The following is a 14,018-nucleotide window of genomic DNA, read 5'->3' as shown; positions in this document are numbered from 1 at the left end:
GGGCCCGTTCGTCAGCCACCTCTGCCCAAAGCCATTCCATCGAGTGACCGATCCCCCATCCGGCTGACGAGGGCCGGGGCCCCAACTAGGGTGCGGCGCAAGCGTTCCGGCACTTGGCCCACCGGCATTGCGATGTCGGTCGTGGGTGCCACAGTGGGGGAGTGAGCAACGCCATGGACGTCCGCCGGCAGTGGCTGGGTATGCACGCGCCGGGCGGGCAGTAGGGGGTGACACCGGTCGTGTCCGGTATGGGTGTGGAGGTGGGCGCGCAGGCCGCGCGCTCACGGGCTCTCGCCGTGCTGCGGGTCCGCAGCAGGGCGCTGGCCGTCGCCCTGCTGCCCGCGGCCGTCGCCGTCGTGCTGCTCGTCGGCGGGTCGACGGGCCACATCGACGGCCCCGGCTGGGCGGTCACGCGCTGGATCGTGGCGGGGTTCGCCCTGTTCGTCCTTCTCGCCGCGGTGGGCATCGCGCTGGTCGTGGTCCGCTCCCGGCCCGCCGTGAGCCCCACGGTCACGATCGCCGAGGAGTCGGCGCCCGATCTCTACCGCATGGTGCGGGACCTGGCCGACCGCCTCGAAGTGCCCGCGCCCTCCGCGATAGCGCTCACTCCGGACTGCGACAGCTGGCTGGAGGACCGCACCCACCCGGCCCACGGCACGCCCCGGCCGCAGGCCCGTGACGAGATCGAGGGCGTACCGGGCGTCCGCGGCCTCCCGTCGGCCCACCGCCGTCCGCCGGCCGCGCCCGTCCTCGTCATCGGCTCGCCCTTCCTGTGGTGGATGCGGGTCGGCGAACTGCGCGCCGTCCTCGCACCGGTCGTCGCCGGTACGGGACCGTCGGCGCACCCCGACATAGCCGCGGCACGGCGTTTCGTCCGGGGCCTCGACGCGGCGGTGGCCGTGACCTCGGAACCCCGTGGACCCCTGTCCCGGACGGTGCTCGGCGGGGCCGGCTGGGTCGCGCGGCTTCTGCTGCGCAGTTGTCGCGGGCACGCCGCCGAGATGGAGCGGGGTGTCGCCGCGGCGGCGGCGGAGCGTGCACAGGCTGTGGATTACGGTCTGCGGATCGTCGCCCAGGAACAGGTGGGGCTCGCGTACGCGGGCTGGGACCGGCTGCTGACGCGGGTCGCGCTGCCCGCCTGGCGCATGGGGCGCTGGCCGTCCCGGCTGGACGCGGGCGTGGTCGCGGCCCTGACCGAGCTCTCGCGGCGCGACCGCCTTGCCGAGGGGTTCGCCTCCCGGCTCGGCGAGCGGCCCGCCTGCGACCTGCTGGAGGAGCCCGGCGCGATCGACGAGGCGGCGTCCCTGCTCGCCGCGCGCCTCTTCCACGGCGGACCGGCCGAGACCGGGCCCGACTGGGCGCCGGTCGACTGGGACGAGTATCCGGACGAGGTCGTGGACCGGAAGTGGCGTACGGACGCGGCGCGGTTGCACCGGGTGCTGGATGCGCTCGGCGTGAGCCGGTCTTCCGGGGCCGGGGCCGGCGCCTCGGATCCGGAGGGGCCGACCTTGGCCCGAGTGATGGATCACCTCAGTGACGGGGAGCCGGGGGAGCAGCGGGAATCCGGGGACCCCGGTGATCCGGTGGTCGTGGAGAGGCCCGAGACCGCGGCGTACGAGGACGAGGACGAGGACGGCGGGCCGGAGAACGAGCGGAGTTCGGCCCTGGCTGCGGGGCTGAGTGCGGAGGTGGCGCGGGAGGAGGCCGCGGTGGCGGCCGGGCCTGCCGCTCCCTCCGGGGCCGCCGGGCAGGTCGGTCCGGACACGGCTCTCTGGGACGACGGGTCGTTGCCGCTCTTTCCTCTGCAACCGCCTCGGACCGGGCGGGAGTTGCTGGCCGACCATGTCACGGCGATGGTCTGCTGCGCGGCGATGGACACGGCCGGGGCCACTCCGGGGCTCGACTGGCTCGACGGCCCGTCGCTCCTCATCAACGGCGAACGCTCCGTGGACCTCGGCCCCCGAGTCCTGAGCCTCATCGAGGAGGGCGACCCCGCCCCCCTCCGCACCTGGCTCCTCCACCTGGGCATACGCCCCGAGAAGCCGGTCCGCCTGGTCTGAGCCCCAAGCCGTTTTCGCCCCCGCCGCCCCTACCCATTCCCGTCCCTTCCGGGGGCTCCGCCCCCAGCCCCCCACATCGCGCTACCGCGCTCGTCCTCAAACGCCGGACGGGCGGAGAGGTGCGGACGGAGCTGAGAAGTGCGGATGGGACTGAGAAGTGCAGGACGGGCCGGAGCGGCCGGGCGGCCTGGAAGCAGGGCGCAGCCCGTCTTCCAGGGGCGCGGGGAACTGCGCGACCAGCCCTCACCGGACCCGCACGCCACCACCCACCCGCACCACCCACCCGCACCACCCCCGCCCAACCGCCGGAGGCGATTCGCAACGAACGGTGACGGCGCGCGTGCGTAATGTGATGTGCTGGGACCGCTCATTGACAAGGCAAGAGCCTGCAAGGGCCGACAGGGGCTGACGGGGGCACGAGGGAGGGAACGCGGTATGGGGTCGGAGCAGATTCGCCGGTGGGAGTCGGGAGCGCTGGCGCATGCCGTCACGGACCCCTTCGGACAGGGCCCCGTCCCGTGGCTGCGCGGCAGTGAGCACTACTTCGACGACACGGGCCACGTCGTCCCGTGGTACGTGGACCAGGCCCCGCCCCCCGGCGCGGCATCCCCCGGCGACGGCAGCCGCAGCCGCAACCACCACGGAACCACCGGCCCACGCGTCCCCACCCCCCGCCAGACCGCCGGAGGCCCCCGTACGGCGGACGACGTCCACCGGCAGATCAAGGGCTTCGCCTCCACCGGCGCGGCCGCCCCCGGCGAGGCCATCGACTTCCACATCACGGTCGACCCGCCGCAGCAGTTCAGCGTGGACATCTACCGCATCGGCCACTACGGCGGCGACGGCGCCAGCAAGATCACCACCAGCCCCCGCCTCCCCGGCATCGTCCAGCCGCCCCCGCTCACCGCGGACCGCACGGTCTCCTGCCACCACTGGTGGCTCTCCTGGCGGCTGCAGATCCCGACGTACTGGAGCGTCGGCGCGTACGTGGCCGTGCTGACCACCGACGACGGCTACCGCTCCCACATCCCGTTCACGGTCCGCGACAACCACCCCGCCGACCTGCTGCTCCTCCTCCCGGACATCACCTGGCAGGCGTACAACCTCTATCCGGAGGACGGCCACACGGGCGCGAGCCTCTACCACGCGTGGGACGAGAACGGCCGGCTGCTCGGCGAGGCCGAAGCCGCCACGACGGTGTCGTTCGACCGCCCGTACGCGGGCGCGGGCCTCCCCCTCCACGTCGGCCACGCCTACGACTTCATCCGCTGGGCCGAGCGCTACGGCTACGACCTCGCGTACGCCGACGCCCGCGACCTGCACGCCGGCCGCGTCGACCCCACCCGCTACCGCGGTCTGGTCTTCCCGGGCCACGACGAGTACTGGTCGACGACCATGCGCCGCACCGTGGAGACCGCCCGCGAGCACGGCACGTCCCTCGTCTTCCTCTCCGCCAACACCATGTACTGGCAGGCGGAGCTGGGCCCGTCCCCGTCCGGCGTCCCCGACCGCCTGCTCACCTGCCGAAAACGCCGCGGCCCCGGCAAACCCGCACTGTGGCGTGAGGTCGACCGCCCCGAGCAGGAACTCCTGGGCGTCCAGTACGCGGGCCGGGTCCCCGAGGCGCACCCCCTGGTCGTCCGCAACGCCGACCACTGGATGTGGGAGGCGACCGGCGCCCACGAGGGCGACGAACTGGAAGGCATGGTCGCGGGCGAGGCCGACCGCTACTTCCCGCGCATCACGCTCCCCGAGCACCAGGGCCGCATCCTCCTCTCCCACTCCCCCTACCGGGACACCGAGGGAGCCATCCGCCACCAGGAGACGTCCCTGTACCGCGCCCCCTCGGGTGCTCTCGTCTTCGCGGCCGGCACCTTCGCCTGGTCCCCGGCCCTGGACCGCCCGGGCCATATCGACACCCGCGTCCAGCGCGCCACGGCGAACCTCCTGGACCGCATCTGCAAACGCGACTGAGTCCGTGGAGAGCCCGCAGAGAACCTTCACACCCGACCCCTGGCCGGCCCGGTTCCTCCCGTACGGGAGAATCGACCCAGTTGGCCAGAACGACGGGGAGGAACCGTGTCCGGATTCGTAGAAAAGCCCGAGCCCGTCGAGGTGCCGGGTCTGGTGCATCTGCACACCGGCAAGGTGCGCGACCTGTACCAGAACGAGGCGGGCGACCTCGTGATGGTCGCCAGCGACCGCATCTCCGCGTTCGACTGGGTGCTGCCCACGGAGATCCCCGACAAGGGCAGCGTCCTGACGCAGCTCTCGCTCTGGTGGTTCGACCAGATCGCCGACCTGATGCCGAACCACGTCCTCGGCACCGACCTCCCGCCCGGCGCCCCCGCCGAGTGGGCGGGCCGCACCCTGGTCTGCAGGTCGCTGCGGATGGCCCCGGTCGAGTGCGTGGCCCGCGGCTACCTCACCGGCTCGGGGCTCGTCGAGTACAACCAGACCCGCACCGTCTGCGGTCTCGCCCTCCCCGAGGGCCTGAGCGACGGCTCGGAGCTGCCCGCCCCGATCTTCACCCCGGCCACCAAGGCCGCCGTCGGCGAGCACGACGAGAACGTCTCGTACGAGGAGGTCGCCCGCCAGGTCGGCGCGGACACCGCGGCCCAGCTGCGCCAGGCGACGCTCGCCGTCTACGGCCGGGGCCGTGACATCGCGCGCGAGCGCGGGATCCTCCTCGCGGACACGAAGTTCGAGTTCGGCTTCGACGGCGAGACGCTTGTCGTCGCCGACGAGGTGCTCACCCCGGACTCCTCCCGCTTCTGGCCCGCCGACCAGTGGGAGCCGGGCCGCGCGCAGCCCTCGTTCGACAAGCAGTTCGTCCGCGACTGGCTGACCTCCGCCGAGTCAGGCTGGGACCGCAAGAGCGAGCGGCCGCCGCCCGCCCTGCCCCAGCAGGTCGTGGACGCGACCCGTGCCAAGTACGTGGAGGCGTACGAGCGTCTCACGGGCACGGTCTGGAGCTGAGCGCAGACACGAGAAAGGCCCCGGTCGCGATGACCGGGGCCTTACTTGCTGGAGCGGACGACCAGGTTCGAACTGGCGACCTCAACCTTGGCAAGGTTGCGCTCTACCAACTGAGCTACGTCCGCACTGCGCCGTGGCGCGAGAGCAACTATACCCAACCTCGCTCCCGCGCGAGACGCACCGCCGAGTGCCGGTTCTCCACCCCGAGCTTGGAGACGGCCGACGACAGATAGTTCCGTACGGTCCCCTGCGACAGCGCGGCCCGCTCCGCGATCTCCGCGACGGGCGCCCCGTCCGCGGCCAGTTCCAGCACCTCCGCCTCACGCGCGGTGAGCGGCGAGTCCCCGGAGGAGATCGCGTCGGCGGCCAACTCCGGGTCGACGTAACGGTTTCCGGCATGGACGGTACGGATGATCTCCGCGAGCCGCTGCGCGCTGACGGTCTTCGGGACGAACCCGCGCACACCCGCCGCAAGCGCCCGCTTCAGATGGCCCGGCCGCCCGTGACTGGTCACGATCAGCACCCGGCACGCGGGCAGTTCGCCCCGCAGCGATGTGGCGACCCTCACACCGTCGGCCCCGGGCATCTGGAGATCCAGTACCGCCACGTCGGGTTCGTGGGCCCTGGCCATCGCCAGCGCCTCGGGCCCACTGGCCGCCTCCGCCACCACCAGCAGGTCGTCCTCGAGCCCGAGCAGCGCGGCGAGCGCCCCCCGGATGAGGTGCTCGTCGTCGGCGAGCAGCAGCCGGATGGGGCGTACGGGCGTCATGGGGCGACCTCTTCGTTCACGGTGCGCGGGGCGGAAGACGGGGAAGAGGACGGCGGTGGTGACGTGGACGGCGGCCGCGACATGGGCGACGAGGAGGTGGCCGCCGGAGGCAGCGGAACCTCGGCCACCACCCGGAACCGGTCACCGTCGACCGGCCCCGCCTCCAGCGTCCCGTCCACCGCGGACAACCGCTCCCGCAGCCCGGCGAGGCCGGACCCCTTGCTGGTGGGCGTACTCGGCACCCTGTCCCTCTCCACCCCGTCGTTCTCCACGGTCAGGACCACGCGGGTCCCCTCCACCCCCAGTGACACCCGGCAGTGCCCCGCGTCCCCGTGCCGCAGCACGTTCGTGGTCGCCTCCCGTACGACCCAGCCGAGCGCCGACTGGACCGCCGAGGGCAGCTCCGACGCGGATCCGGTCACCGTGCACTCGACTCCGGCCGCGGTCAGCACGCCCTGCGCGCCCAGGAGTTCGACGCCGAGGTCGACCTCGCGGTAGCCGCGTACGACCTCGCGGACCTCCTTCTGCGACTCGCGGGCGATCCGCTGCACCTCGATCATCTGCTCCACGGCCTCGGGCCGTTCGCGCCGGGCGAGCTGGACGGCCAGCTCGCTCTTCAGGGCGATCACCGCGAGGTTGCGGCCCATCACGTCGTGCAGGTCGCGCCCGAAGCGCAGCCGCTCCTCGGCGACCGCGAGGCGGGTACGGGTCTCGCGGGCCACGTCGAGTTCGAGCACGGCTTTGAGCAGCCACACCGAGAAGAGGGAGGCGAGACAGAGGAACCCGCCGAGCAGCAGCACCCCGGCCATCAGGGCCGGCACGCTGTACGCGGGCATCCCGACCAGGAACGAAGTGACCCCGGCACCCGCGGTGAAGCCGGCCAGAAGCATCAGTACGTGCCGTCGGTACATCCCGAGCGTCATGAGGCCGAGCCCGTAGGGCACCACCACGATGAAGAACACGCCCATGGTGCTCTCCATCTTGTCGCCGCCCGGCCCGTGCTCGGAGAGCGCGAGTGCCCCGATCCCGAGCAGCGCGGTGAGGGCACCGAACACCACGAGCAGTCGTACGGGTTGCTCACGGCGACCGCACGTCCAGTCGAGCCCCCGGGACGCGGTCGCCGAACCCAGCAGCCCGTGCCCGCACGCCATCAGGAACACCCAGAGGGCGATTGGCATCCTCAGCTCGCCGAAGGCCGGCAGCCCGATCGCGCACACCTCGACCAGCGCGAAGCTGTGGAAGGACCACCGGGTGTACGTCTCGACCTTCGCCGGCGTCGTCTTCCCGTGCCACCAGGCCCCCGGCCCGCGCATACCCGCTCCTGCCTTGTCGCCGTTCAGTGCCGTGGCTCCCAGCGGAACCACCGCTGTACAGCAAACACCGAGAGCACGAGCCAGGCCACTGCTGTGGCGATGGCGCCCAGGGCGTCGTACGCGCCGAGGTCTCCGGTCCAGCCACCGCGGATGAGCGTGATCACCGGGGACAGCGGGAGCAGTTCGCAGACGGCGGCGAGCCGGTCGGGCATGAGCTCGAACGGGATGAAGGTGCCGGAACCCATCATCGACACGAGCAGCAACGGCATCGCCGCGACCTGGGCGCCTTCCAGGCTCTTGCTGAAGCTCGCGACGACGGCCGCGATGGCGGGCCACATCACGAGTCCCAGCAGCAGACCCAGGACGGCGAGGTGCGGTGCCTCGGGCGCTCCCACGTCCAGGAGTGCCGCGCACGCGATCGTCAGGACCACGCACTGCACGAGGCCGATCAGGACCGACGGCAGCGCGGCACCCGCCAGGATCTCCACGTCCCGCAGCTCCCCGGTGCGCAGCCGCTTGAGCACCAGCTCCTCACGCCGGGCGGCGTAGACGCTCACCAGCGAGCTGTAGACGGCGAAGAGCAGGGAGAAGCCGACGGCGGAGGGCAGGATGACCGAGCCGACCGAGAGCCCCGCATCCGCCAGGTCCATGTCCTCGACCGCCCCGCGAAGGCTGAACGGCATGATCAGCGGCACGAACAGGGCCGCGAAGAACGTGGCCTTGCTGCGGCCGAGCAGCGTCAGTTCGGCCCGTGCGAGGGCCGTCATCCGCCGTGCGGCGGTCGCGGTCGGGCCAGCCTGTGCGGTGTTGGTCACAGTCTCCGCGCTCATGCCACACGCTCCTTCTCCGCCGTCATCTCCGACGTCTGCGACGCCTCACGGGCTATCCGCAGGAACGCCTCCTCCAGGGACCCCGACCGGACGTCGAGCCCCCGTAGCTCGACCCCCGCCCGCTGGGCCCACACGAGGAGCTCGGTGGCGGCCCGCTGGAGTTCCAGCGTCTGCAGCCGGAGTGTCCGGCCCTCCATCTCGTGGCCGGTGATCCCGAGCGAGGCGAGCGGCGGCAGATCGCCGGGGAAGTAACCGGCGGGCAGCTCGAAGGAGATCCGGGCCGGCTGGGAGGCGGTCACCTCGGCCGGAGTACCGGAGACGGCGATGCGCCCGGCGTGCAGGATCGCGAGCCGGTCGGCGAGCCCTTCCGCCTCCTCCAGGTAGTGCGTGGTCAGCACCACGGTGGTGCCCGTCTCGCGCAGCTCGCGCACCAACTCCCAGGTCTCCTGGCGCCCTTCGGCGTCGAGTCCGGTCGTCGGCTCGTCCAGGAAGAGAACCTCGGGCCGCCCGAGGATCGCGCACGCCAGGTCCAGGCGCCGCTTCTCGCCCCCGGACAGCTGCTTCACGCGTACGGCGGCCCGGCGCGACAGGCCGACCAGCGCCAGTGCCTCGCGCTCCGGCCGGGCCCCGCTCGTGCAGCCCGCCCACATCCGTACGGTCTCCGCGACCGTCAGCTCGGACGAGAAGCCGCCCTCCTGGAGCATGACGCCGATGTGCGGGCGCACCTTGGCGCGTTCGGTGTACGGATCGTGGCCGAGGACGCGCACCTGGCCGCCGGACGGCGGGGCGAGCCCTTCGAGCAGTTCGACGGTGGAGGTCTTGCCCGCGCCGTTGGTCCCGAGGAGCGCGAACAGCTCCCCGCGGCCGACGGAGAAGGACACCCCCCGGACCGCCTCGAACTCTCCCCCGTACACACGTCGTAGATCCGTGACCTCGATCACGTGCTCGTTCGTGTTCATGAGACAAGCCTCCCCGTCGCCGACGGGCCGGAGCAGTGCGCGCTGTCATCGCTGAACATGACAAATGTCAGACGGACGGTCCCGGCACAAGAGAAAGGCCCCGATCGTGATGACCGGGGCCTTACTTACTGGAGCGGACGACCAGGTTCGAACTGGCGACCTCAACCTTGGCAAGGTTGCGCTCTACCAACTGAGCTACGTCCGCATTTGCCTCCGACCGGCTCTCACCGATCGGCGCAGGCACCAGCCTACCTGATCGAAAACGCTGACCAGACCGGCAGTGCAGAGCGGGTGACAGGAATTGCACACTGCGCCTTCCCCCTGGAAGGGGGATGTTCTACTACTGAACTACACCCGCGTGACTCCGGGACCGGGCCTTTCGGCCTTGCCCCTCGGCGTGCTCCAGACTCTAGCTGATCAGCAGGGGTACTACGCAAGTCGGCTGCTCCCAGGGCCGGATGAAGGCTTCCGGAGGGCCCGAGCCCCGTAAGGGGCGCGGGACTGTATCGATGTGCGGCTCCGCCGCGTGGGCGCGACCAGCCCAGTCGAACCCGCACCCACCCACCAACATGCGGAAGCCACGCCTCCCCAGGGGGTCACTGCGCGGCGCTGAACGCCTCATACACCCGCTTGGGGATCCGCCCCCGAGCGGGCACCTCCATCTTGTGCGACTGGGCCCACGCCCGAACGGCCGCCGGATCGGGCGCAACGGCGGTCTGCCGGTACGCCTTGCCGGACCGGGACCGCTTGCGGCCGGCCTCCAGGTACGGCTCCAGCGCCCTACGCAGTTTCTTGGCATTGGCTTGATTCAGGTCGATCTCGTACGACTTGCCGTCCAGACCGAAGGCGATCGTTTCCGCCGCTTCCGAGCCGTCGATGTCGTCGAAGAGAGTGACTACGACACGCTGCGCCACGAATATCGGTCCCTTCGTGCGGCACCTCTCCAGCGACACGTGATGACGTGCGGAGATGCCGACTGTCCGGCTGTTTTTATGGGCGATTGGGCAAAGTATCGGCTATTGCCAATTCCTTTGTACAGTGCCCGGCAATCCAATGTGAAGCTCGACTAAATCTCTTGGCGTGTCTCAAGGCAATAGGAGACCGGGTCCTGATCCGGATCTTTCCCAGGATTTTTCGTGAAGGTAGCCCCTTCATCCCCGGTCGATAGCGTCTCGATGCGGAATCGTGATGGCCATCACGTAGATTCCTACGAATCTACCCGCGTAGAAATTTTGTACGGGTAGTCTGAACGAACCTGCTCAGCACCACACACCGGGAGTGCCAGTGGCACGCGTCGTAGTCGACGTCATGCTCAAGCCGGAGATCCTCGACCCCCAGGGCCAGGCGGTGCAGCGTGCACTGCCGCGCCTCGGTTTCGAAGGCATCGCCGACGTACGTCAGGGAAAGCGATTCGAACTGGAAGTGGACGGACCGGTGGACGAAGCCGCCCTCGCCCGCATCCATGAACTTGCGGAATCCTTCCTCGCCAACACCGTGATCGAGGACTTCACCGTCAAGGTCGAGGAAGTCGCGGAGGCAGGAAAGTGACCGCTCGTATTGGCGTCGTCACTTTCCCGGGAAGCCTCGACGACCGGGACACCCAGCGCGCGATCAAGCTCGCCGGTGCCGAACCCGTCGCTCTCTGGCACAAGGACAAGGACCTCAAGCAGGTCGACGCCGTGGTGCTGCCCGGCGGTTTCTCGTACGGCGACTATCTGCGCGCAGGTGCGATCTCGCGCTTCTCGCCGGTGATGGAGACCGTGATTGAGCAGGCGAAGTCGGGAATGCCGGTGCTAGGCATCTGCAACGGCTTCCAGATCCTCACCGAGGCCCATCTCCTCCCGGGCGGGATGCTCGGCAACGACCACCTGCACTTCATCTGCCGTGACCAGAAGCTGCGGGTGGAGAACGCGGAGACGTCCTGGACCGCCGACTACGAGTCCGGCCAGGAGATCCACATCCCGCTGAAGAACATGGACGGGCGGTACGTCGCCGACGAGCACACGCTCGACATGCTGGAGGCGGAGGGCCGGGTCGCGTTCCGGTACGTGGACTTCAACCCGAACGGCTCGCTGCGGGACATCGCCGGCATCACGAACGAGGCCGGCAACGTGGTGGGCCTCATGCCGCACCCCGAGCACGCCGTCGAGCCGCTCATCGGTTCGGGCCGCACCGACGGCCTCCCCTTCTTCACCTCGATCCTCAAGAAGCTGGTCAACGCATGAGCCGGACGCCTCTGGACACGGTCGAGCACGCGGCCGAGACCCCCGACGTCGAGCTGCCCTGGGCCGAACTGGGCCTGAAGAAGGACGAGTACGAGCGCGTCGTCGAGATCCTCGGCCGCCGGCCCACCGGTGCCGAGCTCGCCATGTACTCCGTCATGTGGTCCGAGCACTGCTCGTACAAGTCCTCCAAGGTGCACCTGCGCCAGTTCGGCGAGAAGGCCCCCCAGTCCGACGCCCTCCTCGTGGGAATCGGCGAGAACGCGGGCGTCGTCGACGTCGGCCAGGGCTACGCCGTCACCTTCAAGGTCGAGTCGCACAATCACCCGTCGTACGTCGAGCCCTATCAGGGCGCGGCCACCGGCGTCGGCGGCATCGTGCGCGACATCATCGCGATGGGCGCCCGCCCGGTCGCGGTCGTCGACCCGCTGCGGTTCGGTGCGGCCGACCACCCCGACACCAAGCGCGTACTGCCGGGCGTCGTCGCCGGCATCGGCGGCTACGGCAACTGCCTGGGCCTGCCGAACATCGGCGGCGAGGTCGTCTTCGACGCCTGCTACCAGGGCAACCCGCTGGTCAACGCCGGTGCCATCGGCGTCATGCGGCACGAGGACATCCACCTCGCGAAGGCGTCCGGCTCCGGCAACAAGGTCATCCTGTACGGGGCCCGCACGGGCGGTGACGGCATCGGCGGCGCGTCGATCCTCGCTTCCGAGACCTTCGACGACGCCAAGCCGTCGAAGCGTCCCGCCGTCCAGGTCGGCGACCCCTTCCAGGAGAAGCTCCTCATCGAGTGCACCCTGGAGGCCTTCGCCGAGAAGCTGGTCGTCGGCATCCAGGACCTCGGCGCGGCCGGACTGTCCTGCGCCACCAGCGAGTTGGCGTCCAACGGCTCCGGCGGCATGCGCGTCACCCTGGACGACGTACCGCTGCGCGACTCCACGCTCTCGCCCGAGGAAATCCTCATGAGCGAGTCGCAGGAGCGCATGTGCGCGGTCGTCGAGCCGGAGAAGGTCGACCGGTTCCTGGAGATCTGCGACAAGTGGGACGTCATCGCCACGGTGATCGGTGAGGTCACCGACGGCGACCGCCTGGAGATCTACTGGCACGGCGGCAAGATCGTCGACGTCGACCCGCGCACGGTCGCGCACGACGGCCCGGTCTACGAGCGCCCGTACGCCCGCCCGGAGTGGCAGGACGCCCTCCAGGCGGACGACGCCAACAAGCTGGCCAGGCCCGCCACTTCGGAGGAGCTGAAGGACCAGGTCCTCCAGCTGGTCTCCTCCCCGAACCAGGCCTCCAAGTCCTGGATCACCAGCCAGTACGACCACTTCGTGCAGGGCAACACCGTGCTGGCCCAGCCCGAGGACTCGGGCATGATCCGCATCGACGAGGAGTCCGGCCTCGGCGTCGCGATCGCCACGGACGGCAACGGCCGCTACACCAAGCTGGACCCGTACCACGGCGCCCAGTTGGCCCTGGCCGAGGCGTACCGGAACGTCGCGACGACCGGTGCCAAGCCGCTCGCCGTCTCCGACTGCCTGAACTTCGGTTCGCCCGAGGACCCGGCCGTCATGTGGCAGTTCGCGGAGGCCATCCGCGGACTGGCAGACGCCTGCCAGCAGTTGGGCACGCCGGTGACCGGTGGCAACGTCTCGCTCTACAACCAGACGGGCGAGGTGGCGATCCACCCGACGCCGGTCGTGGCCGTGCTGGGTGTCATCGACGATGTCGCCCGCCGCACCCCGGTCGCCTTCCGGGAAGAGGGCCAGCTTCTCTACCTCCTCGGCGACACCCGCGAGGAGTTCGGCGGTTCGGCCTGGTCGCAGGTGGTCCACGACCACCTCGGCGGACTGCCCCCGCAGGTCGACCTGGAGCGCGAACGCCTCCTCGCCGAGATCCTGATCTCCGCCTCCCGCGACGGCATGATCGACGCCGCGCACGACCTGTCCGACGGCGGTCTGATCCAGGCCGTGGTCGAGTCGGCCCTGCTCGGCGGCAAGGGCGCGCGTCTCGTCGTACCGGACGGGCTCGACGCGTTCACCTTCCTCTTCTCCGAGTCCGCGGGCCGCGCGATCGTCGCGATCCCGCGCTCCGAGGAGCTCCGCTTCAACGACATGTGCGGGGCGCGCGGCCTGCCCGTCACCCGCATCGGTGTGGTGGACGGCGACGAGGTCGAGGTCCAGGGCGAGTTCACCCTCCCCCTGACCGAGCTGCGCACGGCCCACGAGGGAACGATCCCGGCGCTGCTGGCGTAGAGCCCCACAGAGGTACCCAGTCGAAGGCCCCGTCCGGATTCCGGGCGGGGCCTTCGGTGTGTCCGGGTCCGGCCTCGAACGGCATGTCGCACCCATTGACCGTTCCTACGTAATTACGTAATCTCTTCTCATGGATCTGGAGCAGCGCGTCGCGGAGCTGGAGCGGCGTCTCGACGCCCTGGAGAGCAGTGAGCCTGTTCCGCGTGCGGGCGACGGCGACTTCTGGGCCCTCGAAGGGCTCAAGGCGCAGCTGGCCGACGTCGAGGGCGGCGGTGTGCTGTTCACGGGTTCGGTGCGGCTGCCGACCGAGGAGCGGTACGAGTGGCAGTACGGCATGGCCACCGACCAGCTGCTCGACGCCGACTGGAGCGAGCTGGCCGAGGTGTTCGCCGCGCTAGGGCACCCCATGCGGCTGCGGCTGCTGAGCGAGATCGTCGGCGGCCGGCGCACGGCCACCGAACTCGCCGGGCTCGACGACGTGGGGACGAGCGGCCAGATCTACCACCACCTGCGGCAGTTGACCGCCGCGGGCTGGCTACGACAGGCGGGGCGTGGCCGCTACGAGATCCCGGGAAGCCGTGTGGTCCCGCTTCTCGTGGCGCTGACCACCGCTCAGCCGGTCTAGGCC

12 protein-coding genes and 3 tRNA genes are annotated in these 14,018 nt (G+C 70.6%); 7 read left to right on the top strand and 8 right to left on the bottom strand.

The window, feature by feature from the left end; genetic code table 11:
* Positions 1 to 248: 248 nt before the first annotated feature.
* From OG718_RS27205 to OG718_RS27195, 3 genes are all read left to right on the top strand, one after another.
* Positions 249 to 2,060: a hypothetical protein gene (locus tag OG718_RS27205; protein WP_328847839.1), complete on the top strand. Its 1,812-nt coding sequence runs from the start codon at positions 249 to 251 to the stop codon at positions 2,058 to 2,060.
* Positions 2,061 to 2,495: 435 nt separating this feature from the next.
* Positions 2,496 to 4,034, top strand: a complete 1,539-nt coding sequence (locus OG718_RS27200) for a N,N-dimethylformamidase beta subunit family domain-containing protein (RefSeq protein ID WP_143643609.1) — start codon at positions 2,496 to 2,498, stop codon at positions 4,032 to 4,034.
* A 105-nt stretch (positions 4,035 to 4,139) separates the two neighbouring features.
* Positions 4,140 to 5,039, top strand: a complete 900-nt coding sequence (locus tag OG718_RS27195; RefSeq protein WP_328845393.1) for a phosphoribosylaminoimidazolesuccinocarboxamide synthase — start codon at positions 4,140 to 4,142, stop codon at positions 5,037 to 5,039.
* Positions 5,040 to 5,088: 49 nt separating this feature from the next.
* Here OG718_RS27195 and OG718_RS27190 read toward each other — a convergent pair.
* The 8 genes from OG718_RS27190 to OG718_RS27155 form a co-directional block, all read right to left on the bottom strand.
* Positions 5,089 to 5,164: transfer RNA gene (locus OG718_RS27190), tRNA-Gly, on the bottom strand.
* A gap of 23 nt (positions 5,165 to 5,187) precedes the next feature.
* Entirely contained in the window at positions 5,188 to 5,808 is a 621-nt protein-coding gene (locus tag OG718_RS27185; RefSeq protein ID WP_143643611.1) for a response regulator transcription factor, read from the bottom strand.
* Positions 5,805 to 7,121, bottom strand: a complete 1,317-nt coding sequence (locus OG718_RS27180; RefSeq protein WP_328845392.1) for a sensor histidine kinase — start codon at positions 7,119 to 7,121, stop codon at positions 5,805 to 5,807. The genes OG718_RS27185 and OG718_RS27180 overlap by 4 nt, the downstream gene beginning before the upstream one ends.
* A 23-nt stretch (positions 7,122 to 7,144) precedes the next feature.
* Positions 7,145 to 7,951, bottom strand: a complete 807-nt coding sequence (locus OG718_RS27175) for an ABC transporter permease (protein ID WP_306938849.1) — start codon at positions 7,949 to 7,951, stop codon at positions 7,145 to 7,147.
* The gene (locus OG718_RS27170; RefSeq protein WP_328845391.1) at positions 7,948 to 8,910 is read right to left on the bottom strand and encodes an ABC transporter ATP-binding protein; all 963 of its coding nucleotides are present in this window, start codon (positions 8,908 to 8,910) and stop codon (positions 7,948 to 7,950) included. The genes OG718_RS27175 and OG718_RS27170 overlap by 4 nt, the downstream gene beginning before the upstream one ends.
* A gap of 129 nt (positions 8,911 to 9,039) precedes the next feature.
* Positions 9,040 to 9,115 (bottom strand) — tRNA-Gly (locus tag OG718_RS27165).
* A gap of 81 nt (positions 9,116 to 9,196) precedes the next feature.
* Positions 9,197 to 9,268, bottom strand: a tRNA-Gly gene (locus OG718_RS27160).
* 238 nt (positions 9,269 to 9,506) lie between these two features.
* The gene (locus OG718_RS27155) at positions 9,507 to 9,824 is read right to left on the bottom strand and encodes a histone-like nucleoid-structuring protein Lsr2 (RefSeq protein WP_143643615.1); all 318 of its coding nucleotides are present in this window, start codon (positions 9,822 to 9,824) and stop codon (positions 9,507 to 9,509) included.
* Positions 9,825 to 10,194: 370 nt separating this feature from the next.
* Here OG718_RS27155 and purS point away from each other — a divergent pair, with 370 nt between their 5' ends.
* The 4 genes from purS to OG718_RS27135 all read left to right on the top strand — a co-directional run bounded on the left by purS (position 10,195) and on the right by OG718_RS27135 (position 14,015).
* Positions 10,195 to 10,458 (top strand): phosphoribosylformylglycinamidine synthase subunit PurS, encoded by a 264-nt coding sequence (gene purS, locus OG718_RS27150; protein WP_055613836.1) that lies wholly within the window; start codon positions 10,195 to 10,197, stop codon positions 10,456 to 10,458.
* Positions 10,455 to 11,135 carry a phosphoribosylformylglycinamidine synthase subunit PurQ gene (gene purQ / locus OG718_RS27145; protein WP_055613835.1) on the top strand — a complete coding sequence of 227 codons (681 nt, stop codon included), beginning with the start codon at positions 10,455 to 10,457 and terminating at the stop codon, positions 11,133 to 11,135. Before purS ends, purQ begins: the two co-directional genes overlap by 4 nt.
* On the top strand, positions 11,132 to 13,390 hold the full coding sequence (purL, locus tag OG718_RS27140) for a phosphoribosylformylglycinamidine synthase subunit PurL (protein ID WP_328845390.1): 2,259 nt from the start codon (positions 11,132 to 11,134) through the stop codon (positions 13,388 to 13,390). Before purQ ends, purL begins: the two co-directional genes overlap by 4 nt.
* 130 nt (positions 13,391 to 13,520) lie before the next feature.
* Positions 13,521 to 14,015: an ArsR/SmtB family transcription factor gene (locus OG718_RS27135; RefSeq protein ID WP_143643618.1), complete on the top strand. Its 495-nt coding sequence runs from the start codon at positions 13,521 to 13,523 to the stop codon at positions 14,013 to 14,015.
* Positions 14,016 to 14,018: the final 3 nt, after the last annotated feature.

It is taken from the genome of Streptomyces sp. NBC_00258 (assembly GCF_036182465.1).
Taxonomy (GTDB): Bacteria; Actinomycetota; Actinomycetes; order Streptomycetales; family Streptomycetaceae; genus Streptomyces.
Note: the sequence above shows the minus strand (reverse complement) of the source record. Positions and strands in the feature narration are given on the sequence as shown.